Origin of the sequence: Streptomyces sp. P9-2B-2 (assembly GCF_030406865.1) — a bacterium.
Lineage (GTDB): Bacteria > Actinomycetota > Actinomycetes > Streptomycetales > Streptomycetaceae > Streptomyces > Streptomyces platensis.
Genome location: NZ_CP129126.1, coordinates 6478281 through 6503278 on the forward strand (window position 1 = coordinate 6478281; position 24998 = coordinate 6503278).

Below are 24998 nucleotides of genomic sequence, written 5' to 3' on the forward strand. Positions count from 1 at the left end.
CGGTTGCCGGAAGGCAGTTCGCGGCACGCACCAGGTACCAGGCACCAACGCAGCTATCGGGATGGGGGCTTCCAGTGGGCGGCAACGGCGGCACGGGCGGCACCGACGCCGTCAAGCAACCCAACGCGCAGTTGGGTTCGTGGTTCATGCGCAGCGGCTGGTCCAAGGGCGAACTGGCCCGGCAGGTCAACCGCCGGGCCCGCCAGATGGGCGCCCACCACATCAGCACCGACACCTCCCGGGTGCGCCGCTGGCTCGACGGTGAGCAGCCGCGCGAGCCCATCCCGCGGATCCTGTCCGAGCTGTTCTCCGAACGCTTCGGCTGTGTGGTCGGCATCGAGGAGCTGGGCCTGCGCTCCGCGCACCAGTCCCCGTCCGTCTCCGGCGTGGACCTGCCCTGGGCCGGGGCCCAGACGGTCGGCCTGATCAGCGAGTTCTCCCGCAGTGACCTGATGCTGGCGCGCCGCGGCTTCCTCGGCACCTCCCTCGCGCTCGCCGCCGGCCCCAGCCTCATCGAGCCGATGCAGCGCTGGCTGGTCCCGGTGCCCGCGGGCCAGGGCGGCGCGGAGGAACCCGACCGCGCCCGCCGCCCCGCCCGGCTGTCCGGGCCGGAGCTGGACCTGCTGGAGTCGACGACCGCGATGTTCCGCCAGTGGGACGCGCAATGCGGCGGCGGGCTGCGGCGCAAGGCGGTGGTCGGCCAGCTGCACGAGGTCACCGACCTCCTCCAGGAGCTGCAGCCGGAGCAGGTGTCCAAGCGGCTGTTCAAGGTCGCCGCCGAACTCGCCGAACTCGCCGGCTGGATGAGCTACGACATCGGCCTCCAGCCCACCGCGCAGAAGTACTTCGTGCTCGCGCTGCACGCCTCCAAAGAGGCCGGCGACCGGCCGCTGGGCTCGTACATCCTCTCCGGCATGAGCCGGCAGATGATCCACCTCGGCCGGCCCGACGACGCCCTGGAGCTGATCCACCTCGCCCAGTACGGCAGCCGTGAGACCGCCACCCCGCGCACCCAGGCCATGTTGTATGCGATGGAGGCCCGCGCCTACGCCGGGATGGGCCAGCCCAGCAAGGTCAAGCGGGCCGTCCGGATGGCCGAGGACACCTTCTCCGACGTCCTGCCCGGCGAACCCGAGCCGGACTGGATCCGCTTCTTCTCCGAGGCCGAGCTGAACGCCGAGAACGCCCACTCCTACCGCGACCTCGCCTATGTCGCCGGCCGCAGCCCCACCTACGCCTCGCTCGCCGAGCCCGTCATGCAGCGCGCCGTGGAGCTCTTCGGCAAGGACCCCGAGCACCAGCGGTCGTACGCGCTCAACCTGATCGGGATGGCCACCGTGCATCTGCTCCAGAAGGAGCCCGAGGCCTGCGCCGCGATGGCACAGCAGGCGATCCCGTTCGCCCGGCAGGTCCGCTCCGAACGGGTCAACACCCGGCTGCGCAAGACCGTCGACAACGCGGCGCGGGAATTCGGCGGCGTCGCCGAGGTGATCCGGCTCGGCGACGAGCTCACCCGCCAGCTGCCCGAAACCGCGGAGGCCGTCTGACGGCACCCCACCCCTGAACTCCGGCCGCGGCCACCGCCCCGTACAGCCCGACTCGGCTCCCCCATGCCAGGTCACGCGGGCGGCAGCCGCGGCCGGGCTCGCTTGTGCGCCTTAAGCTGGCGCCGCTTTCGCGGAGGTGGCTGGGCGGCGTGGGGGTTGCTCAATTGGTGGTTTCTGGGGGTTGAACGGGGGATGTCGTGCTGATCTGGGAGTTCACCGGGGTGTAACACGGGGGGTGTCTTCGTCACTGGGGTGAAACACCCGCAAGGTTTGGCCGAAACCGTGCTGCGACAACCTCATCGCGAAGTCGGCCCACCAGAACATGCCAGCACGGGCCGCATCGACGACGAGGAGACGCCGATGCCCCCAGGCATCCTGACGCTTGCAGCAGACAAGGCGACACTGAGCCCGGCGAACACCGGGTTCATGCTGATCTGCTCCGCACTGGTGATGGTCATGACCCCCGGTCTCGCCTTCTTCTACGGCGGTATGGTCCGGGTCAAGAGCGTGCTCAACATGCTGATGATGAGCTTCATCAGCCTGGGCATCGTGACGATCCTGTGGGTCCTGTACGGCTTCGGGCTCGCCTTCGGCACCGACCAGGGCGGCTTCATCGGCTGGGACGGACACTTCGCCGGGCTCAGCGGTATCGGCCTGACGGAGCTGTGGGGCGCCACCACCATCCCGGTCTATGTCTTCGCCGTCTTCCAGCTGATGTTCGCGATCATCACGCCGGCGCTGATCAGCGGTGCGCTCGCCGACCGGGTGAAATTCACCGCCTGGGCGCTGTTCATCGCGCTGTGGGTCACCGTCGTCTACTTCCCCGTCGCCCACTGGGTCTGGGGCGAGGGCGGCTGGCTGTTCGAGCTGAAGGTCATCGACTTCGCGGGCGGTACGGCCGTCCACATCAACGCCGGTGCCGCGGCGCTCGGCGTGCTCCTCGTCGTCGGCAAGCGCATCGGCTTCAAGAAGGACCCGATGCGGCCGCACAGCCTCCCGCTGGTGATGCTCGGCGCCGGTCTGCTGTGGTTCGGCTGGTTCGGCTTCAACGCCGGCTCCTGGCTCGGCAACGACGACGGCATCGGCGCGGTCGCCTTCGTCAACACCCAGGTCGCCACCGCCGCTGCGATGCTCGGCTGGCTGGCGTACGAAAAGATCCGGCACGGCTCGTTCACCACGCTCGGCGCGGCCTCCGGCGCGGTCGCCGGACTCGTCGCGATCACCCCGGCCTGCGGTGCGGTCAGCCCGCTGGGCGCCATCGCGGTCGGCGTGATCGCCGGTGTGCTGTGCGCCATGGCCGTCAACCTGAAGTACAAGTTCGGCTACGACGACTCCCTCGACGTCATCGGCGTCCACCTCGTCGGCGGTGTCGCCGGCTCGCTGCTGGTCGGCCTGTTCGCCACCGGCGGGGTGCAGAGCAAGGCCAAGGGCCTGTTCTACGGCGGCGGCTTCGAACAGCTCGGCCGGCAGGCCATCGGTGTGTTCAGCGTGCTGCTCTACTCCCTGGTCGTCTCGTATGTCCTTGCCAAGGCGATCGACCTGGTGATGGGCTTCCGGATCGGCGAGGACGAAGAGGTCGCCGGTATCGACCAGGCCTCGCACGCGGAGACCGCATACGACTTCACCGGCGCGGGCGGCGGCACGGTCGGCCGACTCGGCGAGGCCCTGACAAAGAAGGTGAACGCGTGAAGCTCATCACGGCAGTAATCAAGCCGCACCGGCTGGACGAGGTGAAGGACGCCCTCCAGGCATTCGGTGTGCACGGCCTGACGATCACCGAGGCCAGCGGATACGGCAGGCAGCGCGGGCACACGGAGGTGTACCGCGGCGCCGAGTACACCGTCGACCTGGTCCCGAAGATCCGGATCGAGGTACTGGTCGAGGACGCCGACGCCGAGGAACTGACCGACGTCATCGTCAAGGCGGCCCGCACCGGCAAGATCGGCGACGGGAAGGTGTGGAGCATCCCCGTCGACGACGCGGTACGGGTGCGGACCGGCGAGCGGGGGCCGGACGCACTGTGAGGCCACGGCCGGGCCCCGGCTCCGGCCCCGGGCGGCTCTCCGCCGCCGGGGACCGCGACCGGGCCCGGCCGCCCGAGCGGCGGTGGCCAACCGGTCCGCGGCAGCACAGACTGATCGTGCGGGCCCGGCCGGTACGGGGGCGGCCGCACGGGCGACGGGGACGGCGGGGGACCACCACGACCAAGGAGCGCGCGCGTTGACGGACAGCGTCGAGGACACGGCAGGACCGGCCGGAGCGCAGAGCCCGGGGAACGAGCCCGCGACCGCCCCGGACGGGGGTTACCCCGCGGCCCGGCTGCGCCTCCTCCAGGACGAGACCTCCATCGGACCCGACCACCGCGCCGCCCTCGCCCGGCTCACCGACGACTGGCTGGCCGGCCTGCTGGCCCGGCACGGCACCGCCGCCGGACTGTCCGGCACCGCCCTGGTCGCCGTCGGCGGCTACGGCCGCGGCGAACTCTCCCCGCGCAGCGACCTCGACCTGCTCCTGCTGCACGACGGCCGCGCCGACTCGGGCGCCCTCGCCGCGCTCGCCGACCGGCTCTGGTACCCCGTCTGGGACCTCGGCCTCGCCCTCGACCACTCCGTACGCACCCCCGCCCAGGCCCGTAAAGCCGCCCGCGAGGACCTCAAGGTGCAGCTGGGCCTGCTGGACGCCCGCCACCTGGCCGGCGACCCCGACCTGACCGCCGCGGTGCGCACCGCCGCCTACGCCGACTGGCGCGAGAGCGCCCCCAAACGGCTCCCGGAACTCCACGACCTGTGCCAGGAGCGCGCCGAACGGCAGGGCGAACTCCAATACCTCCTCGAACCCGACCTCAAGGAGGCCCGGGGCGGGCTGCGGGACGCCACCGCACTCCGGGCCGTCGCCGCCTCCTGGCTCGCCGACGCCCCGCGCGGCGGCCTGGAAGCCGCCCGCACCCGTCTCCTCGACGCCCGCGACGCGCTCCACCTGACCACCGGCCGCGCCACCGACCGGCTCTCCCTCCAGGACCAGGACCAGGTCGCCACCGCCCTCGGCATGCTGGACGCGGACGCCCTGCTGCGGCAGACCTACGAATCCGCCCGCACCATCTCCTACGCGGCCGACGTCACCTGGCGCGAGGTCGGCCGGGTCCTGCGCGCCCGCTCCCTCAAGCCCACCCTGCGCGGGCTGCTGCACGGCCGCACCGCGGGCAAGGGCGAGCGCTCCCCGCTCGCCGAGGGCGTCGTCGAACTCGACGGCGAGGCGGTACTGGCCCGCACTGCGCGCCCCGAGCGGGACCCGGTGCTGGTGCTGCGCGCCGCGGCCGCCGCCGCCCAGGCCGGGCTGCCGCTGGCCACCCACTCCATCCGCCGCTGCGCCACCGCCAACCGGCCGCTGCCCGTGCCCTGGCCCGCCGAGGCCCGCGAGCAGCTGGTCACCCTCCTGGGCGCCGGCACACACACCGTGCCCGTATGGGAGGCCCTGGAGGCGGAGGGCATCATCCCGCGGCTGCTGCCCGACTGGGAGCGGGTCCGCTGCCGCCCCCAGCGCAACCCCGTGCACACCTGGACCGTCGACCGCCACCTGGTCGAGACCGCCGTACGGGCCGCCGCCCTCACCCGCCGGGTGCACCGCCCCGACCTGCTGCTGATCGCCGCCCTGCTGCACGACATCGGCAAGGGCTGGCCCGGCGACCACTCGGTGGCCGGCGAGACCATCGCCCGCGACGTGGCGGCCCGGCTCGGCTTCGGCGCCCGGGACACCACGGTCATCGCCACCCTCGTACGGCACCATCTGCTGCTCATCGAGACCGCCACCCGGCGCGATCTGGACGACCCGGCGACCGTCGGCGCGGTCGCCGAGGCGGTCGGCAGCACCCGCACGCTGGAGCTGCTGCACGCCCTGACCGAGGCCGACGCGCTGGCCACCGGCCCCGCCGCCTGGAGCGCCTGGCGCGGCGGTCTCGTCGCCGACCTGGTCAAACGGGTCGCCGCGCGGCTCGCGGGGGAGCCCGACACCGAGCAGCGCGGCGCCGGCGAGCCGACCGCGGAACAGGAGCGGCTGGCGATCGAGGCCCGGCGCACCGGCGGCCCGGTCCTGGCCCTGCACACGCGCGCCGAGGCCCCCACCGAGGCCGACACCGGACCCGAGACCCCGGCACCCGCCCAGGAACCGGTCGGGGTGGAACTGCTCATCGCCGTCGCTGACCAGCCGGGCGTGCTGCCCGCCGCGGCCGGGGTGCTGGCCCTGCACCGGCTCACCGTTCGCGCCGCCGACCTGCTCCTCCTCGACCCCATCGACGAGGGCCCCGTCCTGGTACTGAGCTGGCGGGTGGCCGCCGAATACGGCTCGCTGCCGCAGGCCGACCGGCTGCGCGCCGACCTTCTGCGCGCCCTGGACGGCACCCTCGACATCCCCGCCCGCCTCGCCGAGCGGGAGCGCGCCTACGCCCGCCGCTCCCGGGCCGTGCTCGCCCCGCCACCCCGGGTCACCGTCGCCACCGGCAGCTCCGACACCGCGACCGTCATCGAGGTCCGGGCCCAGGACGCGCACGGCCTGCTGCACCGCATCGGCCGCGCCCTGGAGGCGGCCGGTGTCGCCGTCCGCAGCGCCCACATCAGCACGCTGGGCGCGAACGCCGTGGATGCGTTTTACGTCACCGGGCCGGACGGGGCGCCCCTCGCGGACGCCGCGGCGCACGAGGTGGCGGCGGCCGTGGAGCGCGCCCTTCAGTAGAGGCCGGGAATACAGGGCCGGAACGGTTTGCTTGCGGAGGCCGATACCCTAGAAGCCGACTGGACCCCGCCCCCGACCCCGAGGATCGACGACCGCCGTGTTCGATACGCTTTCCGACCGCTTGGCGAGTACTTTCAAAAACCTCCGGGGCAAGGGCCGCCTGAGCGAGGCGGACATCGACGCCACGGCGCGCGAGATCCGGATCGCGCTGCTCGAGGCCGATGTCGCCCTGCCCGTCGTCCGCGCCTTCATCAAGCAGGTCAAGGAGCGGGCCTCCGGCTCCGAGGTCTCCCAGGCGCTGAACCCCGCCCAGCAGGTCATCAAGATCGTCAACGAGGAGCTCGTCGGCATCCTCGGCGGCGAGACCCGCCGGCTGCGGCTCGCCAAGACCGCGCCGACCGTGATCATGCTGGCCGGTCTCCAGGGTGCAGGTAAGACCACCCTCGCCGGAAAGCTCGGCCGCTGGCTCAAGGGCCAGGGCCACGCCCCGATGCTGGTCGCCTGTGACCTCCAGCGCCCCAACGCCGTCAACCAGCTCTCCGTCGTCGCCGAGCGCGCCGGCGTGGCGATCTTCGCGCCCGAGCCGGGCAACGGCGTCGGCGACCCGGTCCAGGTCGCGAAGGACTCGATCGAGTACGCCCGCGGCAAGCAGCACGACATCGTCATCGTCGACACCGCCGGCCGGCTGGGCATCGACCAGGAGCTGATGCAGCAGGCCGCGGACATCCGCGACGCGGTCAGCCCCGACGAGGTCCTCTTCGTCGTCGACGCGATGATCGGTCAGGACGCGGTCAACACCGCCGAGGCGTTCCGCGACGGCGTCGGCTTCGACGGTGTGGTGCTCTCCAAGCTCGATGGTGACGCCCGTGGTGGTGCCGCGCTGTCCATCGCGCATGTCACCGGCAAGCAGATCATGTTCGCCTCCAACGGCGAGAAGCTGGACGAATTCGACGCGTTCCACCCGGACCGCATGGCGTCCCGCATCCTCGGCATGGGCGACATGCTCAGCCTGATCGAGAAGGCCGAGCAGACCTTCAGCCAGGCCGAGGCCGAGAAGATGGCGGCCAAGCTGGCGAAGGGCCCCAAGGAGTTCACCCTCGACGACTTCCTGGCCCAGATGGAGCAGGTCCGCAAGATGGGCTCCATCTCCAAGCTGCTCGGCATGCTGCCCGGCATGGGGCAGATGAAGGACCAGATCAACAACCTCGACGAGCGCGAGGTCGACCGCACGGCCGCCATCATCAAGTCGATGACCCCGGCCGAGCGCCAGGAGCCGACGATCATCAACGGCTCGCGCCGGGCCCGTATCGCCAAGGGTTCCGGTGTCGACGTCAGCGCGGTCAAGGGCCTGGTCGAGCGGTTCTTCGACGCCCGCAAGATGATGTCGAAGATGGCGCAGGGCGGCGGCATGCCCGGGATGCCCGGCATGCCGGGGATGCCTGGCATGGGCGGCGGCGCGCGCAAGAAGAAGCAGGTCAAGCAGGCCAAGGGCAAGCGCAAGAGCGGCAACCCGATGAAGCGCAAGGCCGACGAAGAGGCCGCGGCCGCCCGCCGCGAGGCCGCCCAGGCCGGCAACCCGCTGGGCCTGCCCCAGGGCGACCAGGACCCGCAGAACTTCGAACTCCCCGAGGAATTCAAGAAGTTCATGGGCTGACCCGGTTCACGGGCTGACCCCCGAGCTCCACCGCACGAGCCCCTGGCCCCTCTTGGAGGCGGCCGGGGGCTCTTGCTTGTTGTGGCGGGGCTTCTGCACTCGTCGCCCCGAGGGCCGCGCCGCTACGCGGGGCTCTGCCTACCGCGTCCGCGCGATCAGATACCGGAACACATTCGGCATCCACACCGTCCCGTCCGCCCGCTGATACGGGTGCAGTGCCTCCGCGAGTTCCTTCTCCACCTGGCGCTGCTCGGCCACCTCCAGCGCCGCGTCGAACAGCCCCGTCGACAACAGCCCCCGCACCGCGCTCGCCAGATCCGCGTACCCGAACGGGCAGGCCACCCGCCCTGAACCATCCGGCCGCAGCCCGGCCCGGTCCGCCAGGTCCTCCAGGTCGTCCCGCCCGCTGGGCCGCCACCCACGGGAGCCGATGACGGGGCCGCCGGGGGGATCGGCCAGCCGCTGCGCCACCCGCAGCACCCCGGCCGTGGCGCACCGCTCCACCGGGCCCCAGCCGCCGAGCACCACCGCGCTGCCGCGCTCCGCCAGCCCGGCCGCCGCGGTGAGCGACGCCGTCAGTCCCTCGACCGTGCTCACACAGCCCACCGGGTGGAACGCCGTGACCACGTTGAACGCGGCGTCCCCGGGCGCCGCGGCCTCCAGGCCGCCGCTGACCACCCGGGTGTGCTCCGGCATGCCGTCCGGTGTGAGCCGCTCACGCGCCAGCTCCAGCCGGGACTCGTCCGCGTCCACCCCGCTGACCTGCGCGCCGCGCGCCGCCGCGAGCAGCAGCGCCAGACCGGACCCGCAGCCCAGCCCGAGCAGCCGGGTGCCGGGACCGACCCCCAGACGGTCGTACGCGGCTTCGTACAGCGGCACCAGCATCCGCTCCTGGATCTCGGCCCAGTCGCGGGTGCGCGCCCGCGACAGGGTCGGAGCGGGCGGGTCGTCGCAGCGCGTGGATCCGGAGTGCGGAAGCTGGTGCCGCACGAGCGTCGGTGACATCGATAGCGCCCCTATTCGCCGAGAACCCGAAGCTGTTCCGTACCGATCGCCCCCGTGTTCGCGCGTGGTGCGCCCCCGCGATCCAGACAACTGCGCATTCGCCCAAGCGTCCAGGGGGTGCGCCGGGGTTGTCTCCCGCGCGCCCCCGTGTGCGCCGGGCCCGCTCCCTGGAGCGCCGTTCCAGCGTGCCCCGGACGGCGCCGTTCCGCCACGGCAGCGCCGGCCGCCCGGTTCTCCGGACTCCCCCGTCCGACGGGCCTACGGTGGGATTCGAGCCGGTGCGGCCGGGCACAGGTACGCCCCGTACCATCGCCGCCATGATCGTTGCCTCGGTATACGACCGGATACGATCGGCTACGCCATGCGGCGTACGCGGGGATACGTACCGGCTTGCGGGTCGCTGGGCGCCTTCTGCGCAGATCTGCGCACCCCGCCCTCGGCACGACTCATGACCGGAAACTGACTGGTACGTGCAAATTATTTGAGATGCCCCGGAATCGGAACACTCGGCGACCCCGGCTCGTTGTCACGACGTGAGCACGACACCGCCTGTCCTCGCCGCCGAACTGGCGCTCGCCTGGGCCGATATTCAACGGCACCACCCCGAGCTGCCGGATCTGGCCGCGCCCGAGTCCCTGATCGGGGAGTCCTCGTCCGCCTGTGGCGCGGAACTCTCCTTCGAACGGCTGCTCCACGAGGCAGTCCATGGCATCGCCGCCGCCCGCGGCGTCCGCGACACCTCCCGCGCAGGCCGCTACCACAACCGCCGATTCCTGGCGATCGCCGAGGAGTTGGGCCTGGACCATATCGACGAGCCGCACCCCAGCAGCGGCTTCTCCCTGGTCACGCTCAACCCCGAAGCCAGAAGGCGCTACCGCTCCACCAATGAACGCCTCGGCAGAGCCCTCAAGGCGCACACCGCCGCCACCGCCACCGACACCACCCGCAGCTTCCGGGGCCCGGCCGCCCGGCACGGCTCCTCCGGGGGCGGCGTCCGCGTCAAGGCCGTCTGCGACTGCGGGCGCAATGTCCGCGTCGTGCCGTCTGTGCTCGCCCAGGCGCCGATCGTCTGCGGCGGCTGCGGGAAGCCTTTCCGGATCCCCGAGGTGGCCGCGGTCGGCTGACCCGAGGGCGTGTGGCACAATAGCTAGCTGTACTCGACAGTCGCATAGGACCCCTCTCTCCTCCGGCTGACGCGTCCATCGGGCACCCCGAGTACCGCAACCCCACGTGGCATCCCGTTGTGCCCCACCACGTCAAGACCAGGAGACACCACTCCCGTGGCAGTCAAGATCAAGCTGAAGCGTCTGGGCAAGATCCGCGCGCCTCACTACCGCATCGTCATCGCCGACTCCCGTACCCGCCGTGACGGCCGGGCCATCGAGGAGATCGGCCTGTACCACCCGGTGCAGAACCCCTCGCGCATCGAGGTCGACTCCGAGCGTGTCCAGTACTGGCTGGGTGTCGGCGCGCAGCCGACCGAGCCCGTCATGGCCATCCTCAAGGTCACCGGCGACTGGCAGAAGTTCAAGGGCCTGCCCGCCCCGGCGCCGATGAAGGTTGCCGAGCCGAAGGCCGACAAGCGCGCCCTCTTCGAGGCCGCTGCCAAGGCTTCCGGCGACGAGCCGAAGGGTGAGGCCATCACCCCGAAGGCGAAGAAGGCTGACAAGAAGGCGGACGAGGCTGCGGCCGAGTCCACCTCCGAGTCGACCGAGGCCTGAGCATGCTCGAGGAAGCCCTCGAGCACCTCGTCAAGGGCATCGTCGACAACCCCGACGAGGTGCAGGTGGCCGAGCGCACCCTGCGCCGCGGGCGCGTGCTCGAGGTGCGGGTTCACCCCGACGACCTCGGCAAGGTGATCGGCCGTAATGGCCGTACCGCCCGCGCGCTGCGGACCGTCGTGGGCGCCATCGGCGGACGGGGCATCCGCGTCGACCTCGTCGACGTGGACCAGGTCCGCTGACAAGTTGAACACCGGCTCGGGCCGGGGAGGGCCCTCGGGCCGTCCCCGGCCTGAGTTCGTTGGTGAGCGTGGATCCACCCTCGTCACCCTCCATCGAGAAGCCACGACGGCCCTCGCCGCCTCCGCGCAAGCGGCGGCGGATCAGCCGCAACAACGGGAGAGAACAGCGTGCAGTTGGTAGTGGCGCGGATCGGCCGCGCCCACGGCATCAAGGGCGAGGTCACGGTAGAGGTGCGCACCGACGAGCCCGAGCTGCGGCTCGGGCCGGGCGCGGTCCTCGCCACCGAACCCTCCTCCGTCGGACCGCTGACCATCGCCACCGGGCGGGTGCACAGCGGCCGGCTGCTGCTGCGCTTCGAGGGCGTCGCGGACCGCACGGCGGCCGAGGCGCTGCGCAACACCCTGCTGATCGCGGAGGTCGACCCCGAGGAAGTCCCCGAGGACCCCGAGGAGTTCTACGACCACCAGCTGATGGACCTCGACGTCGTCACCCGCGACGGCACCGAGGTCGGCCGGATCTCCGAGATCTCCCACCTGCCCTACCAGGACCTGCTGGTCGTCCAGCGGCCCGACGGCAGCGAGGTCCTGATCCCGTTCGTCTCCGAGATCGTCCCGGAGATCGACCTGGAGGAGCAGCGCGCGGTCATCGACCCGCCGCCCGGCCTCCTCGACGACAGTCAGGCCGAGATCGCCAGCAGCCGCGAGGACAGCTGATGCGGCTCGATGTCGTCACGATCTTCCCCGAGTACCTCGAGCCGCTGAACGTCTCCCTCGTCGGCAAGGCCCGGGCCCGCGGACAGCTCGATGTGCGCATCCACGACCTGCGGGAATGGGCGCACGACAAGCACAACACCGTCGATGACACGCCCTACGGCGGCGGCCCCGGCATGGTCATGAAGCCCGAGCCGTGGGGCGAGGCGCTCGACGAGATCCTCGCGTCCGGTGATGGCGAGCCGGTGATCGTCGTCCCCACGCCCAGCGGCGCCCCCTTCACCCAGCAGCTCGCCGTCGAACTCTCCGCCAAGCCCTGGCTGGTGTTCACCCCGGCCCGCTACGAGGGCATCGACCGCCGCGTCATCGAGGAGTACGGCGACCGCGTCGACGTCCGCGAGGTCTCCATCGGCGACTACGTCCTGGCCGGCGGCGAGGCACCCGTCCTGGTCATGGTCGAGGCGGTGGCCCGGCTGCTGCCCGGTGTCCTCGGCAATGCCGCCTCCCACCAGGACGACTCCTTCGCCCCCGGCGCGATGGCCGACCTCCTGGAAGGCCCCGTCTACACCAAGCCCCCCGAGTGGCGCGGCCGCGGGATCCCCGATGTCCTGGTCAGCGGCCACCACGGCAAGATCGCCCGCTGGCGCCGGGACGAGGCGTTCCGCCGGACCGACCTCAACCGCCCCGATCTGATCGAGCGCGCCGACCCCGCCGCGTTCGACAAACACGACCGCGCGATACTCGCCGCCCTCGGCTGGGCAGCGGGCGACGACGGCCGATTTGGGCGGACGAGCGAGGCCGTGGAAGAATAGGCCGCTGCTGTGTGCGTCCGGCGCGCGCCCCTGCCACAGGGGGAACGACGCCCGCCCGACGGAACGGCATCCGAAACATCCTTCCCATATCCCGTTGATGACCTGTGGCATCAGCGAAGAAAGCAGTAGGTCATGCACCTTCTCGACTCCGTCGACGCCGCGTCGAAGCGCAGCGACATCCCGGCCTTCCGCCCGGGTGACACCGTCAACGTCCACGTCCGCGTCATCGAGGGCAACCGCTCCCGTGTGCAGCAGTTCAAGGGCGTTGTCATCCGCCGTCAGGGCGCCGGCGTCCGCGAGACCTTCACGGTCCGCAAGGTCAGCTTCTCCGTCGGCGTCGAGCGCACCTTCCCGGTGCACACCCCGATCGTCGAGAAGATCGAGGTCGTGACCCGCGGTGACGTCCGTCGCGCCAAGCTGTACTTCCTCCGTGAGCTCCGCGGCAAGGCCGCGAAGATCAAGGAGAAGCGCGACAACTGAGCCGGTGCGCCCCGGAGCACGATTTTTTGCGCCGGGGCAACGCAAACCGACGCTCGCGTACGGTGCCCGGATCCGGCCGGATAGGCTCAGGGCCCGATGGACACCGACGCACAGCTCACGGAGCGCGACCCCTCTCCCACCCCCGACCAGGGGCCGGAGCAGGGGTCGCGCTTCGCGCGTTTCCGCGCCCGTGCGGCCGGTCTGCGCCACCGGCCGGTCACCCTGCTCGCGCTCTGCCTGGCCTTTGTGCTGCTGCTCAGCACGTTCATCGCACAGCCCTTTCTGATCCCCAGCTCCTCCATGGAGAACACCCTGCGCATCGGGGACCGCGTGCTGGTCAACAAGCTGGCGTACCGTTTCGGCAGCGCACCGGCGCGCGGCGATGTGGTGGTCTTCGACGGCACCGACTCCTTCGTTCACAGGGAACAGGGGGAGAATCCCGTCACGGGGCTGCTGCGCGGAGCCGGCGCGGCGCTGGGCCTGGCCCGTCCCGCCGAGACCGACTACGTCAAGCGTGTGATCGGCATCGGCGGTGACCGTGTGACCTGCTGCGACAAACGGGGACGGATCAAAGTGAACGGTGAGCCCGTGAGCGAGGCGTATCTCCACCCCGGGGACGCGCCGTCCTCGGTGGATTTCGACATCGTGGTGCCCGAGGACAGGCTGTGGGTCATGGGTGACCACCGCGCCAGATCCAGTGATTCCCGCGACCACCTCGGTCAGGCGGGCGGCGGCACGGTCCCCGTGGACCGGGTCATCGGCCGTGCGGACCTGATCACCTGGCCGATGAGCCGCTGGCGCACCTTCGACACCCCACGGAACTTCGACCGGATACCCGCCGCGGCAGGCCCCCATGGGTAAGCGCGGACGCCCCCGCCACGGGAGCCAGGGCGACGGCCCGCCGAAGCGGAGCCGGGCGCGGGGTGCCGATCCCACGGGGCCGGGCGACGAGGCGTACGGCGACTCCGGCGCGCGCGGTGGCCCCCAGGAAACGGTCGGGCACGGCGGCCGGCGGTCGGCCCGGGCCGCGACCGGCGGGCGTGCCGAGCGGCGGCGCCAGGCGCGGCGCATCAAGCGGCGCAGACAGCGCTCCTACCTGAAGGAAATCCCGATCCTGGTCGGCGTGGCGCTGGCCATCGCCCTCGTCCTGAAGACCTTCCTCGTCCAGGCATTCGTCATCCCGTCCGGCTCCATGGAGCAGACGATCAAGATCGGCGACCGGGTGCTGGTCGACAAGCTGACACCGTGGTTCGGCTCCAAACCCGAGCGCGGCGACGTCGTCGTCTTCAAGGACCCCGGGGGCTGGCTCAAGGGCGAGCAGACCAAGCCCCCCTCCGACGGGGGCGCCTTCCAGCCGGTCACGGACGCCATGACCTTCATCGGGCTGCTGCCGTCGGCCGATGAACAGGACCTGATCAAGCGGGTCGTGGCGGTCGGCGGCGACACCGTCAAATGCTGTGACAAGCAGGGCCGGGTCACCGTCAACGGCGCACCGCTGACCGAACCGTATGTCCATCCCGGCAATCCGCCCTCCACGCTGAAGTTCACGGTGGCCGTCCCCACCGGGCGGATCTTCGTGATGGGCGACCACCGCTCGGACTCCGCGGATTCGCGCTTCCACCTGGACGAGCCGTACCGTGGCACGGTCTCGGAGGACAATGTCGTGGGCCGGGCCGTGGTGATCGCCTGGCCGTTCAGTCACTGGCGGCGCCTCGAAGAGCCCGACACCTTTGCGACCGTGCGCGACGCGCCGGGCGCCAAGGCGTCCTCGGCAGGAACGCCGCATAAGGTGGCATCCGAGAGTTTGACCTTACTCCCGACCCCTGCGGAACTCCCGCTCGTTATGGGAGTGATGGGCCTGCACCGGTTGACGGGTGGGCGAGTGCGTGGAGTGAGGAGCAGATGTGGGGGACTTGGCGGTCGGCGCGCGGTCCGGAACCGAAGAGCCCGAAGAGCCGGCAGGGCGTGGTGAGACCGCGGGACCGGCGACGAGTTCCGTGCATCAGTCACCAGCACAGTCAGGGGCGCAGTCGCAGCGTTCGGCCCCGGCCGACGAATCGGACACATCCGATACGTTGGACAGGTCGTCGGGCGAGGAGGTGAGCGGCGGCATGAAGAAGGCAAAGAAGCCGCGCGCCTTCTGGAAGGAGCTGCCGATCCTCATCGGCATCGCTCTGCTCCTGGCGCTGCTGATCAAGACGTTCCTGGTACAGGCGTTCTCGATCCCGTCGGACTCGATGCAGGACACCCTCCAGCGCGGGGACCGGGTCCTGGTCGACAAGCTGACGCCGTGGTTCGGCTCCAAGCCGCAGCGCGGCGAGGTCGTGGTCTTCCACGACCCGGGCGGCTGGCTGAACGAGACGCCGACCCCGGAGCCCAACCCCGTCCAGAAGGTCCTCAGCTTCATCGGGCTGATGCCTTCGGCCGAGGAGAAGGACCTGATCAAGCGGGTCATCGCGGTCGGCGGCGACACCGTCGAGTGCCACGGCACCGGCCCGGTCAAGGTCAACGGCAAGGCCCTCAAGGAAGACTCGTACATCTTCCCCGGCGTCACCCCCTGCGGTGACCGCGCGTTCGGCCCGATCCACGTCCCCAAGGGCCGGATCTGGGTGATGGGCGATCACCGTGACGACTCCCTCGACTCCCGCTACCACCAGAACCTCAAGGGCAATGGCACGGTCTCGGAGGACGAGGTCGTCGGCCGGGCGTTCACCATCGCATGGCCGATCAACCGCTGGTCGACCCTGCCGGTACCGGACACCTTCGACCAGCCCGGGATCAACAAGGCAATGGGTGCGGCTCCGGCCGCCCTGGGGCTGGCCGGCGCGGTGCCGATCGTGATGTGGCGCCGCCGGAGGCTGACCGGAGCGCGTAACCCCAGGTAAGGTGCCGTCCCGGATCTTCGACGCGGGCCGGTTCCGCGGGGTGGGAGCGCTGGGATGAGCAGCAGTACCGAACACAGGACCGACGGCCGCGGCCGGACGACGGGCAGCGTGCTGTCCGGTCTGGCCGTGGCCGTCGGCTGTGTGCTGTTCCTGGGCGGCTTCGTATGGGGGGCGCTGATATACCGTCCCTATACGGTGCCGACCGATTCGATGTCGCCCACGATCGCGGCCGGTGCCCGGGTCCTGGCCGAGCGGGTGGACGGCTCCGAGATACGGCGCGGCGACATCGTCGTCTTCAAGGACGACGTCTGGGGCGACCTTCCGATGGTCAAGCGCGTCGTCGGCACCGGCGGCGACAAGGTCGCCTGCTGCACCAAGCAGGGCCGGCTGACCGTGAACGGAAAGCCCATCGAGGAACCGTATCTCCAGGGCAGCGGGCCCGCCTCGCCCGTCGGTTTCAAGGCCAAGGTCCCCGCCGGTCAGCTCTTCCTGCTCGGCGATCACCGCAACGACTCCCTCGACTCCCGGGTCCACCTCACCGACGGCGACCACGGCTCGGTGCCGCGCAGCGCCGTCAACGCCCGGGTCGACGCGCGCGCCTGGCCGCTCGGCAGCGTCGGCGTGATGCAGCGCCCCACCAGCTTCGCCGCCCTGCCCGGCGGTATCTCGCAGCCCGGCCCGGTGCAGCCCATCACCTTCGCGGTGGTCGCCGGGGCGGTCCTCATCCTCGGCGGTGCGGCCTACGGGCCCCTCGCCCGGCGCGGGGCGCGTAAGCGTGGCTGAAGGGCGGGGGCGGGACGCCGAGGAACCTACGGGGCGTGGGGGCGCGGACGGCGCTGCGGCTGACGGTGACGAGTCGGCCGGGCGCCGTGCTGAGGCCGAGAGACGAGCCGATGCGGCCCCCGACGCACCGGAGACGACCGCTGTACGCCAGGTCTCCCGCATCGTGCTGCTCGACCCCGACGACCGGATCCTGCTGCTCCACGGCTTCGAACCGGACCGCCCCACCGACACCTGGTGGTTCACCCCCGGTGGCGGCCTCGAAGGCACGGAGAGCCGGGAAGAGGCCGCCCGCCGCGAGCTCGCCGAGGAAACCGGCATCACCGGTGCTGTCCTGGGCCCCGTCCTGTGGAAGCGCCACTGCGCCTTTCCGTTCGACGGGCGCCGCTGGGAGCAGGATGAGTGGTACTACCTGGGAAGAACCGACCGGACTGCCACCCACACCGGCGGGCAGACTGACCTGGAGCGACGCAGCGTCTCGGGACTGAGGTGGTGGACTTGGGAGGAACTGTCCGCATCCCGTGAGACGGTGTATCCGACCAGACTCGTCGAGCTGCTGCGCACGCTGCTCGACGATGGGCCCCCCGATGCGCCGGTGCTCCTGGAGACCGAGCGGGTCTGACGCACAATGGGGGGACGCACGGCTGAAGGGGATCTGCCATGAGCGCCGAGGACCTCGAGAAGTACGAGACCGAGATGGAGCTGAAGCTCTACCGGGAGTACCGCGACGTCGTCGGGCTGTTCAAATACGTGATCGAGACCGAGCGTCGCTTCTACCTCACCAATGACTACGAGATGCAGGTGCACTCGGTCCAGGGCGAGGTCTTTTTCGAGGTGTCGATGGCTGACGCCTGGGTCTGGGACATGTACCGCCCGGCCCGCTTCGTCAAGCAGGTGAGGGTACTCACGTTCAAGGACGTGAACATCGAGGAGCTCAACAAGAGCGATCTGGATCTTCCGGGGAGCTGAGCCGGCCGGAGCGGCTGGGTCCCGGGGCAGCCCACCGTCATCCGGGCGGGTGAGCGGGTTATCCACATCCGGCTCACTGTCCACCAAGATCCAAAAGATCGGGTCGGGGGCGTCACAGTCGGTGCCGGAGGTGGTACCGCATGAACGCCATGCAGGCCGGCCGGCAGGCCGGGAAGAACGCACCGATCACGGACGCACCGACCACGGATGCGCCGTCGAGGACGCGCTCCGCGAGGGACCGGAACGCGGCACGCGGGGCCAGCTCGGCGGGCGCCGGGGGCGAGGCCCTCCGGGGGCGCTCGACGGGCGGGCAGGGCGAGGCGCGCAGCGGTGCGGGGCCGGTCGGCGAAGAGGTGCACAGCACGGGTTCGGGGCAGTCCGCGAAGGTTACGTCGGCCGGTGGCCGCAGGGGCGGAGCGCCGCCCCCGGGGCGTAAGCCTCCCGCGGCAGCCGGGCGGACCACCGCCGAGCCACCCGCCGCCGACCCGAGAGACACCGGCTCCACGGCGGCCAAACCGCCCGACACCCGGCGCCGCGCCCTCGGCCGGTACGGCGAGGACTTGGCGGCCCGGCGGCTCATCGAGGCCGGAATGCGGATCCTGGACCGGAACTGGCGCTGCCGCGACGGAGAGATCGACATCGTCGCGGCCGACGGCGACGCCCTGGTGGTCTGCGAAGTCAAAACCCGCCGCGCCGGCTGGTACGAACACCCCATGGCGGCCGTACGCCCCGAGAAGACCGCCCGGCTGCGACTGCTGGCGGAACGCTGGCTGGAGCGACACGGCGGCCCCCCGCCCGGAGGCGTACGGATCGACGTCATCGGCGTACTGCTCCCGGCCCGCGGCGCCCCGGTCGTCCAGCACGCACGAGGGGTGGCCTGATGGGATTCGCCCGCACGTGCTCCGTCGCCCTGGTAGGCGTCGAAGGTGTCGTCGTCGAAGTCCAGGCCGACCTGGAACCCGGCGTCGCCGCTTTCACCCTGGTCGGACTCCCCGACAAGAGCCTCATCGAGTCCAGAGAACGGGTGCGCGCGGCCGTCGTGAACTCCGGTGCCGAATGGCCGCAGAAGAAGCTCACCGTCGGCCTCAGCCCGGCCTCCGTACCCAAAGGCGGCAGCGGCTTCGACCTGGCCGTGGCCTGCGCGGTCCTCGGTGCCGCCGAGCGCCTGGACCCCCGCGAACTCACTGACCTGATGATGATCGGCGAACTGGGGCTGGACGGCCGCGTCCGCCCCGTGCGCGGAGTCCTGCCCGCCGTATTAGCCGCCGCCGACGCCGGATACCGCCAGGTTGTCGTCCCGGAACAGACCGTGGCCGAGGCGTCCCTCGTCCCCGGCATCTCCGTCCTCGGCGTGCGCAGCCTGCGCCAGCTCATCGCCGTCCTCGCCGACGAACCGGTGCCCGAGGAGGAAGACCCCCGGCAAGAAGGCCGCCCCGACCCCTCACTCGCCGGGCTGGTCGTGCCCGGAACCAGCGTCGGCGCGGGCCTGCCACCCGGGGACCACACCCCCGACCTCGCGGACGTCGCAGGCCAGCACAGCGCCCGCCGCGCCCTGGAAGTGGCCGCCGCCGGACGCCACCACATCTTCTTCAAGGGCCCGCCCGGCGCCGGCAAAACCATGCTCGCCGAACGCCTCCCCGGGCTGCTGCCGCCCCTGTCGCCCAAGGAATCCCTGGAGGTCACCGCAGTCCACTCGGTAGCCGGCACCCTTCCGCCGGGCCAGCCGCTCGTCCACCGGCCGCCCTACTGCGCCCCGCACCACTCCGCGACCATGGCGTCCCTCGTCGGCGGCGGCACCGGACTGCCCCGCCCCGGCGCCGTCTCCCTCGCCCACCACGGCGTGCTGTTCGTGGATGAGGCCGCGGAGTGCAGCCCACGCGTCCTGGACGCACTGCGCCAGCCGCTGGAGTCCGGCCATGTCGTCGTCGCCCGCGCCGCGGGCATGATGCGCATGCCCGCCCGTATCCTCCTCGCCCTCGCGGCCAACCCCTGCCCCTGTGGACGGCACGGCACCACCAGCGGCGGCTGCGAATGCCGACCGTCGTCCATCCGCCGCTACCGGGCCCGGCTCTCCGGCCCCCTGATGGACCGGGTGGACCTGCGCATCGCCGTCGAGCCGGTCGCCCGCGCTGAACTGATCGCCCTCGGCCGCGACACGGAAACCACCACCGTCGTGGCCGAACGCGTCCGGACCGCCCGGGAACGCGCCGCAGCCCGCTTGGCCGGCACACCGTGGCACACCAACAGCGAGGTACCCGGGCACGAGCTGCGCACCCGCTGGCAGGTCCACCCCGGCGCGCTGGCCCAGGCGGAACGCGACCTCGAATGCGGCCTCCTCACCGCCCGCGGCCTCGACCGCGTCCTCCGCGTCGCCTGGACGGCCGCCGACCTGGCCGGCCGCGACCGCCCCACCAAAGAGGACGTCAACTGGGCCCTGGAACTCCGCACCGGCGTACGCCGCGGCGCGCTGACGACGGCTGATAGCGGCGGCAAGCGCAAGGAGACCGCTACCGCCCGGCCGCAGCACAAGCAGGGGCAACCATGAACGGCATCGACGCATGGGGCTTCGCCACCGGTGAGCCGGAGCCGGCCGACAACCACCGGGACCGCGCACACGATCCCACGGCCGAACCGGGCCATGCCGTCCCCACGGCGACCGCGGCGAACTCCGCAACCACCGACCTATTCCGCGCAGCCAGCGAGGCACCCGACCCGTCGCGTACGGCTCGCGCAGCCCTCACCCGCATCCTCGAACCAGGCGATGAAACCGCCGGCCGGTGGCTGCGCGAGATGGGCCCGGAGGCTCTGTGGCAGACCCTGTCCGACGACGATGCGGCCCCACCCCCGGGCGCAAGCCGGGCCAAGGTCGCGGGCCTGCGGCTGCGCGCCGTCCGTGCACGCCCCACGGCGGACCTCGACGCCGTCACCGCACTCGGCGGCCGGTTCATCTGTCCCGGGGACGACGAATGGCCCGGCCAGCTCGACGACCTCGGCGACGCCCGCCCCATCGGCCTGTGGGTGCGGGGGACGGCCAACCTCCGACTGTGGGCACTGCGCTCGGTCGCCGTCGTCGGCGCCCGGGCCTGCACGGAATACGGCGCCCACCTCGCCACCACCCTCGGCGCCGGACTCGCCGACCGCGGCTGGACCGTCGTCTCCGGCGCCGCCTACGGCGTGGACGGCGCGGCTCACCGTGGTGCGCTCGCGGCGGACGGCGCCACCGCCGCCGTCATGGCCTCCGGAGTCGACCACCCCTACCCGCGTGGCCACACCGAGTTGATCGGCCGAATCGTCGAACAGGGTTTGGTGGTCGCTGAGTTACCACCAGGTGACCACCCCACTCGCAGCCGCTTCATCCAGCGCAACCGTGTGATCGCGGCGCTCACCAGAGGCACCGTCGTCGTAGAGGCCGAACTCCGCAGCGGCTCCCTCGTCACCGCCCGGCGGGCACAGACCCTCGGGCGCTTCACGATGGGCATGCCGGGCCCGGTCACCAGCGGCCTGTCCGCCGGGGTGCATCAACTCCTGCGCGGCGAGGCCGCGGTGGTCACGGACGCCGACGAGGTCATCGAACTCGTCGGCAGCATCGGCGATCTCGCCCCCGACCGGGAAGGCCGGACCCGCATCCGCGACCTTCTGGACCCCGTCGCGACCCTCGTACTGGAGGCGCTGCCGGCGCGCGGCAGCGCGGGCACCGGCCATCTGGCCCAGGAAGCCGGCGTGCCCCGCGATGTCACCCGCGCCAAACTCTTCGAGCTGCTGTCCCTCGGATTCGTTCAAAAGTGCGGTGATCGCTGGGAGTTGGCGCGACGCGCCGAGACGACCGGGCGTTCCCGGCGAGGCGGTACTTGACCTGGGGCGAACGGGTGAAAGGGTGAGGGGAATGACCGCAGAATCCAGGTTTGCCGTGCTTCGTGGCGCGGGCCCGACCGGTGGGGAGACGGCAATGTGGCGCACGGGACGCATGAGGCCCCGCCCGTCATGTCACGGCGTCCGCCCACACGGCCCTCCGGATGCCCGTGCCCGGCACCGTGTCCGGATGTCGCCACGCCGTACGAGGTAACTCCGGGGTGCGGGCAGCGGAACGTATCTGCGCACCCCCGAACCTGCCTTCCTCGCGCACCGCGACGCTGTGGTCACGCTACGCTCACAGGCAAATTCCACCCTCATACATCCATCCACCCGCGTCTCGGCAGAACGGCTCAAGGCGACGAATGCCCCAGCACACCTCCGGGTCTGACCGTGCGGCTGTACCACCCGCCGCACGCGGCAGCGTGCGCCCCGCTCCGCCCAGCTCGCTCGACGAGCTGTGGCGCGCCTACAAGGCGTCAGGCGACGGCAGGCTGCGGGAGCAGCTGATCCTGCACTACTCCCCGCTGGTCAAGTACGTCGCCGGCCGCGTCAGCGTCGGCCTGCCCCCCAACGTCGAACAGGCCGACTTCGTCTCCTCCGGGGTCTTCGGACTGATCGACGCCATCGAGAAGTTCGAGCCCGAACGCTCCATCAAGTTCGAGACCTACGCCATCACCCGCATCCGCGGCGCGATGATCGACGAGCTGCGCGCGCTCGACTGGATTCCGCGCTCCGTACGGCAGAAGGCCCGCGCCGTCGAACGCGCCTACGCCACCCTCGAAGCGCAACTGCGCCGCACCCCCTCCGAGGCGGAGGTCGCCGAGGAGATGGGCATCGCCCTGGAGGAACTCCACGGAGTCTTCAGCCAGCTGTCCCTGGCCAACGTCGTGGCGCTGGAGGACCTGCTGCACGTCGGCGGCGAAGGGGGCGAACGGCTGAGCCTGATGGACACCCTCGAGGACACGGCCGCCGAGAACCCGGTCGAGATCGCCGAGGACCGCGAGCTGCGGCGCCTGCTCGCGCGCGCCATCAACACCCTTCCCGAACGCGAGAAAACCGTGGTCACGCTCTACTACTACGAAGGCCTCACGCTCGCCGAGATCGGCAATGTCCTCGGCGTCACGGAGAGCAGAGTCAGCCAGATCCACACCAAATCCGTACTCCAGCTCAGGGCGAAGCTCGCCGACGTCGGACGCTGAGTCACCCGTTGTGGGCGCCAGGTCTTCCCACGCGGTCTCGCCATGCGGAGTGCCACGGCGGGCGTGCCATCCGTAGAGTGGTGACGTGCCCAGGATTCGAGCGGCCTCCGTGGCCGAGCACCGGTCGATGCAGCGCGGCGCCCTGTTGGACGCCGCCCGCTCCCTGCTGTCCGAAGGCGGAACGGAAGCGCTGACCTTCCCCGCCCTCGCCGAGCGCACGGGCCTCGCGCGCTCCTCCGTGTATGAGTACTTCCGCTCGCGCGCCGCCGTCGTCGAAGAGCTGTGCGCCGTCGACTTCCCGGTCTGGGCCGCCGAGGTCGAAGCGGCGATGCAGCGTGTCGACACGCCCGAGGACAAGATCGAGGCATATGTGCGCCGGCAACTCGCGCTGGTCGGCGACCGGCGCCACCGTGCCGTCGTGGCCATTTCGGCCGGCGAGCTGGACGCGGGCGCGCGCGAGAAGATCCGCGCGGCGCACGGCGGACTCATCGCCATGATCGTCGAGGCGCTCGCCGCCCTCGGCCACGAACAGCCCCGGCTCGCGGCCATGCTGCTCCAGGGTGTCGTCGACGCCGCGGTTCGCCGCATCGAACTGGGTGCCGCAGAGGACCCGGGCGAAATCACAGAGGCGGCGGTGGCGATGGCCCTCCGCGGGGTCTGCGGCTGACTTGGGGGGCTTCCCCCCCCGGGCCCCCGGCCCACCCACCCACCTCCACCACCTCCACGCTCGTTGGCCCCGCAGCCCGCAGCCCGCAGCCCGCAGCCCGCAGCCCGCAGCCCGCAGCCCGCAGCCCGCAGCCCGCAGCCCGCAGCCCGCAGCCCGCAGCCCGCGCCCGGTCGTGCCCGGTCGTGCCTGTGGCGTGGTGCCGAGCTGCTGTGCGGCTCTCGCGCTGCTTTCGCCTGGGCCTAACGTGGGCCGTTACCTGTGCGACACCCGTGCGACGCCAACTGTCGCCTCGCTGTCGAGCTGCTCTTACCGTTGCGGGCTCACCCGCAGCGTCGCGAGCACCGCAGCGTCGGGATCACCGTTTCGCCGTGATCACTGCGTCTCGCGCTCACCCACCCCCTCACCCGACGACGTGCCACGAGCGCCTTCCACCCCGCCGCCTCCGCGGGTCCTCCTCGCTTGCCGAGGCAGTCGGCCGAACGCCCAGATCGCCACGGCCGCGAGTCCGGTCGCCTCTAGGAGGGCGGCTCCTGTAGGCGCCGAGCTTCTTGCCTGCGCTGTTGGCTCCGGTGGTTCTGGATGCGGGGAAGAGGCAGCGCCGCCTGCCGGTACGGGGACTCCGAAGATCGGCAGTAGCCGGGAGGGGCCGCCGCGGAGCATGGTCTGGGGCAGCAGGGACAGTGGGTCCAGGTAGGTCTTGTTGCGGCGTAGGCCCCAGTGGAGGCAGGGCTCGCGGCAGTGGAACGGGCCGTCGTGCTGTAGGACGGCGACTGGCTGGCCGGCCTTGACGCGTTGGCCCTTCCGGACCGTGGAGCGTACGGGTTCGTACGTGGTGCGTAACGGAGGGCGGCCCGAGCGGGACACCTCGAGGGTCAGGACGCCGCGGCCTGCGACGGTTCCGGCGTAGGCCACCCGTCCAGGGGCTGCTGCTCGCACCACGGCGCCGGCGGAAGCAGCCAGGTCCACCCCGCGGTGTCCGGCCGCCCACGGGGAAGGAGGCGGATCCCAGCCCCTGGCCACCGTTGGTTGTGCGTCCGCAGGGCCTCCCACCGGCCAGGATCTGTCCTTGTCCGGTGGCGCGGCAGGTGCCGTGGGTGCCCCACCCTCAGGCCGCCACCCCACCCCCTCGCCCACCTCCCCACGTCCCGCAACCACCGCCGAATCCACCCCGCGACCCACCGGCCCGTCGACCTCGCGCCCCACCGGCCTCCCCGTCCCGCGCCCCACCGGCCTCTCCACTCCGCGCAGCTCCGGCCCCTCCGTCCCGCTCCCCACCGGCCCGTCGACCCGATGCCGCACCGGCTGCCCCGCCACGAACCCCAGCCCGTCCTCTGCCCCGCGCGCCGCCAGTCGTTCCACTCCACGCTCTACCCCGCGCCCGGCCACCCCGCTCACCGACGGAGCGGCGGCGCCCGCGAGCGTCGGTGCGAAGAGCGTCAGGACGGCGGCCGTGGCCGGGGCCAGCAGTACCGCCGCCGCGTGGGCGGGAAAGAAGCAGCTCGGCCCGTACCCCTTCGGCTTCCCGCGCGCCCCCGGTGGCAGAGGCGCGGGCGACCCAAAGCGGGACGACGGGGGCGGGGACGAGCAGCGAGACCGAGACCGAGACCGGGACGGGGACTGGGACCGAGGCGGAGGTGGGAGCGAGGGCGACGACCGAGCCCGGCGCCGGGCAGCCGGAAGGGGACCCGGCCCGCTCCCCGCTCGGCCGCGGTTCCTGGGCCGCCCACCGTCCACCGGCCGCGGGAAGCG

Annotated in this window: 22 protein-coding genes and 2 pseudogenes; 22 read left to right on the forward strand and 2 right to left on the reverse strand. The window is 71.8% G+C overall.

The window, feature by feature from the left end; genetic code table 11:
* Window positions 1–74 precede the first annotated feature (74 nt).
* The 5 genes from QT196_RS28645 (at window position 75) to ffh (ending at window position 7926) form a co-directional block, all read left to right on the forward strand.
* Window positions 75–1547, forward strand: coding sequence for a hypothetical protein (locus QT196_RS28645; protein WP_290355965.1), 1473 nt, complete (start codon window positions 75–77; stop codon window positions 1545–1547).
* A gap of 360 nt (window positions 1548–1907) precedes the next feature.
* Window positions 1908–3236 carry an ammonium transporter gene (locus QT196_RS28650; RefSeq protein WP_168481569.1) on the forward strand — a complete coding sequence of 443 codons (1329 nt, stop codon included), beginning with the start codon at window positions 1908–1910 and terminating at the stop codon, window positions 3234–3236.
* Window positions 3233–3571 (forward strand): P-II family nitrogen regulator, encoded by a 339-nt coding sequence (locus QT196_RS28655; protein WP_018087155.1) that lies wholly within the window; start codon window positions 3233–3235, stop codon window positions 3569–3571. The genes QT196_RS28650 and QT196_RS28655 overlap by 4 nt, the downstream gene beginning before the upstream one ends.
* A 196-nt stretch (window positions 3572–3767) precedes the next feature.
* A complete protein-coding gene (locus QT196_RS28660) occupies window positions 3768–6272 on the forward strand; it encodes a [protein-PII] uridylyltransferase (RefSeq protein ID WP_290355967.1) in 2505 nt (834 codons plus the stop codon).
* Window positions 6273–6369: 97 nt separating this feature from the next.
* Entirely contained in the window at window positions 6370–7926 is a 1557-nt protein-coding gene (gene ffh, locus QT196_RS28665; RefSeq protein WP_168481571.1) for a signal recognition particle protein, read from the forward strand.
* Window positions 7927–8064: 138 nt separating this feature from the next.
* Here ffh and QT196_RS28670 read toward each other — a convergent pair whose 3' ends face one another.
* Window positions 8065–8931, reverse strand: a complete 867-nt coding sequence (locus tag QT196_RS28670; protein ID WP_290355968.1) for a methyltransferase domain-containing protein — start codon at window positions 8929–8931, stop codon at window positions 8065–8067.
* A 533-nt stretch (window positions 8932–9464) separates the two neighbouring features.
* Here QT196_RS28670 and QT196_RS28675 point away from each other — a divergent pair.
* The 17 genes and pseudogenes from QT196_RS28675 to QT196_RS28755 all read left to right on the forward strand — a co-directional run bounded on the left by QT196_RS28675 (window position 9465) and on the right by QT196_RS28755 (window position 23249).
* Window positions 9465–10055: a hypothetical protein gene (locus QT196_RS28675; RefSeq protein ID WP_168481573.1), complete on the forward strand. Its 591-nt coding sequence runs from the start codon at window positions 9465–9467 to the stop codon at window positions 10053–10055.
* A gap of 156 nt (window positions 10056–10211) precedes the next feature.
* A complete protein-coding gene (rpsP, locus tag QT196_RS28680) occupies window positions 10212–10652 on the forward strand; it encodes a 30S ribosomal protein S16 (RefSeq protein WP_006602842.1) in 441 nt (146 codons plus the stop codon).
* Window positions 10653–10654: 2 nt separating this feature from the next.
* A complete protein-coding gene (locus QT196_RS28685; protein ID WP_168481574.1) occupies window positions 10655–10894 on the forward strand; it encodes an RNA-binding protein in 240 nt (79 codons plus the stop codon).
* A gap of 168 nt (window positions 10895–11062) precedes the next feature.
* Window positions 11063–11608, forward strand: coding sequence for a ribosome maturation factor RimM (gene rimM, locus QT196_RS28690; protein WP_168481575.1), 546 nt, complete (start codon window positions 11063–11065; stop codon window positions 11606–11608).
* Window positions 11608–12417 (forward strand): tRNA (guanosine(37)-N1)-methyltransferase TrmD, encoded by an 810-nt coding sequence (gene trmD, locus QT196_RS28695; RefSeq protein ID WP_168481576.1) that lies wholly within the window; start codon window positions 11608–11610, stop codon window positions 12415–12417. Before rimM ends, trmD begins: the two co-directional genes overlap by 1 nt.
* Window positions 12418–12549: 132 nt before the next feature.
* Window positions 12550–12897 carry a 50S ribosomal protein L19 gene (gene rplS / locus QT196_RS28700; protein ID WP_018087148.1) on the forward strand — a complete coding sequence of 116 codons (348 nt, stop codon included), beginning with the start codon at window positions 12550–12552 and terminating at the stop codon, window positions 12895–12897.
* A gap of 96 nt (window positions 12898–12993) precedes the next feature.
* A complete protein-coding gene (gene lepB, locus QT196_RS28705) occupies window positions 12994–13758 on the forward strand; it encodes a signal peptidase I (protein WP_168481577.1) in 765 nt (254 codons plus the stop codon).
* Window positions 13751–14869, forward strand: a complete 1119-nt coding sequence (gene lepB, locus QT196_RS28710; protein ID WP_168481578.1) for a signal peptidase I — start codon at window positions 13751–13753, stop codon at window positions 14867–14869. The genes lepB (QT196_RS28705) and lepB (QT196_RS28710) overlap by 8 nt, the downstream gene beginning before the upstream one ends.
* Complete coding sequence (lepB, locus tag QT196_RS28715) at window positions 14811–15782, forward strand: signal peptidase I (RefSeq protein WP_168484048.1); 972 nt, start codon at window positions 14811–14813, stop codon at window positions 15780–15782. Before lepB (QT196_RS28710) ends, lepB (QT196_RS28715) begins: the two co-directional genes overlap by 59 nt.
* Window positions 15783–15836: 54 nt before the next feature.
* On the forward strand, window positions 15837–16565 hold the full coding sequence (gene lepB / locus QT196_RS28720) for a signal peptidase I (RefSeq protein ID WP_168481579.1): 729 nt from the start codon (window positions 15837–15839) through the stop codon (window positions 16563–16565).
* 160 nt (window positions 16566–16725) lie between these two features.
* Window positions 16726–17184 carry an NUDIX hydrolase gene (locus tag QT196_RS28725; protein ID WP_266734375.1) on the forward strand — a complete coding sequence of 153 codons (459 nt, stop codon included), beginning with the start codon at window positions 16726–16728 and terminating at the stop codon, window positions 17182–17184.
* 38 nt (window positions 17185–17222) lie between these two features.
* A complete protein-coding gene (locus QT196_RS28730) occupies window positions 17223–17531 on the forward strand; it encodes a DUF2469 domain-containing protein (RefSeq protein ID WP_003980220.1) in 309 nt (102 codons plus the stop codon).
* 536 nt (window positions 17532–18067) lie between these two features.
* Window positions 18068–18412, forward strand: a pseudogene (locus tag QT196_RS28735) (YraN family protein); the annotation flags it as partial.
* A complete protein-coding gene (locus tag QT196_RS28740; RefSeq protein ID WP_168481582.1) occupies window positions 18412–20076 on the forward strand; it encodes a YifB family Mg chelatase-like AAA ATPase in 1665 nt (554 codons plus the stop codon). The pseudogene QT196_RS28735 and the gene QT196_RS28740, both read left to right, overlap by 1 nt.
* Window positions 20073–21383: a DNA-processing protein DprA gene (gene dprA, locus QT196_RS28745; RefSeq protein WP_168481583.1), complete on the forward strand. Its 1311-nt coding sequence runs from the start codon at window positions 20073–20075 to the stop codon at window positions 21381–21383. The genes QT196_RS28740 and dprA overlap by 4 nt, the downstream gene beginning before the upstream one ends.
* Window positions 21384–21745: 362 nt before the next feature.
* Window positions 21746–22582 carry an RNA polymerase sigma factor WhiG gene (whiG, locus tag QT196_RS28750; RefSeq protein WP_168481584.1) on the forward strand — a complete coding sequence of 279 codons (837 nt, stop codon included), beginning with the start codon at window positions 21746–21748 and terminating at the stop codon, window positions 22580–22582.
* A 127-nt stretch (window positions 22583–22709) separates the two neighbouring features.
* Window positions 22710–23249 (forward strand): TetR/AcrR family transcriptional regulator, encoded by a 540-nt coding sequence (locus tag QT196_RS28755; RefSeq protein ID WP_168484049.1) that lies wholly within the window; start codon window positions 22710–22712, stop codon window positions 23247–23249.
* A 372-nt stretch (window positions 23250–23621) separates the two neighbouring features.
* Here QT196_RS28755 and QT196_RS28760 read toward each other — a convergent pair.
* Window positions 23622–24311, reverse strand: a pseudogene (locus tag QT196_RS28760) (M23 family metallopeptidase); the annotation flags it as partial.
* Between the last annotated feature and the right edge of the window lie 687 nt (window positions 24312–24998).

Coding starts and splice junctions, on each gene's coding strand:
- trmD (WP_168481576.1), top strand. CDS start 11,608: ATGCGGCTCGATGTCGTCACGATCTTCCCCGAGTACCTCGAGCCGCTG.
- lepB (WP_168481578.1), top strand. CDS start 13,751: ATGGGTAAGCGCGGACGCCCCCGCCACGGGAGCCAGGGCGACGGCCCG.
- whiG (WP_168481584.1), top strand. CDS start 21,746: ATGCCCCAGCACACCTCCGGGTCTGACCGTGCGGCTGTACCACCCGCC.
- lepB (WP_168481579.1), top strand. CDS start 15,837: ATGAGCAGCAGTACCGAACACAGGACCGACGGCCGCGGCCGGACGACG.
- QT196_RS28670 (WP_290355968.1), bottom strand. CDS start 8,931: ATGTCACCGACGCTCGTGCGGCACCAGCTTCCGCACTCCGGATCCACG.
- QT196_RS28740 (WP_168481582.1), top strand. CDS start 18,412: ATGGGATTCGCCCGCACGTGCTCCGTCGCCCTGGTAGGCGTCGAAGGT.
- dprA (WP_168481583.1), top strand. CDS start 20,073: ATGAACGGCATCGACGCATGGGGCTTCGCCACCGGTGAGCCGGAGCCG.
- lepB (WP_168481577.1), top strand. CDS start 12,994: ATGGACACCGACGCACAGCTCACGGAGCGCGACCCCTCTCCCACCCCC.
- QT196_RS28650 (WP_168481569.1), top strand. CDS start 1,908: ATGCCCCCAGGCATCCTGACGCTTGCAGCAGACAAGGCGACACTGAGC.
- QT196_RS28755 (WP_168484049.1), top strand. CDS start 22,710: ATGCAGCGCGGCGCCCTGTTGGACGCCGCCCGCTCCCTGCTGTCCGAA.
- QT196_RS28730 (WP_003980220.1), top strand. CDS start 17,223: ATGAGCGCCGAGGACCTCGAGAAGTACGAGACCGAGATGGAGCTGAAG.
- rplS (WP_018087148.1), top strand. CDS start 12,550: ATGCACCTTCTCGACTCCGTCGACGCCGCGTCGAAGCGCAGCGACATC.
- QT196_RS28685 (WP_168481574.1), top strand. CDS start 10,655: ATGCTCGAGGAAGCCCTCGAGCACCTCGTCAAGGGCATCGTCGACAAC.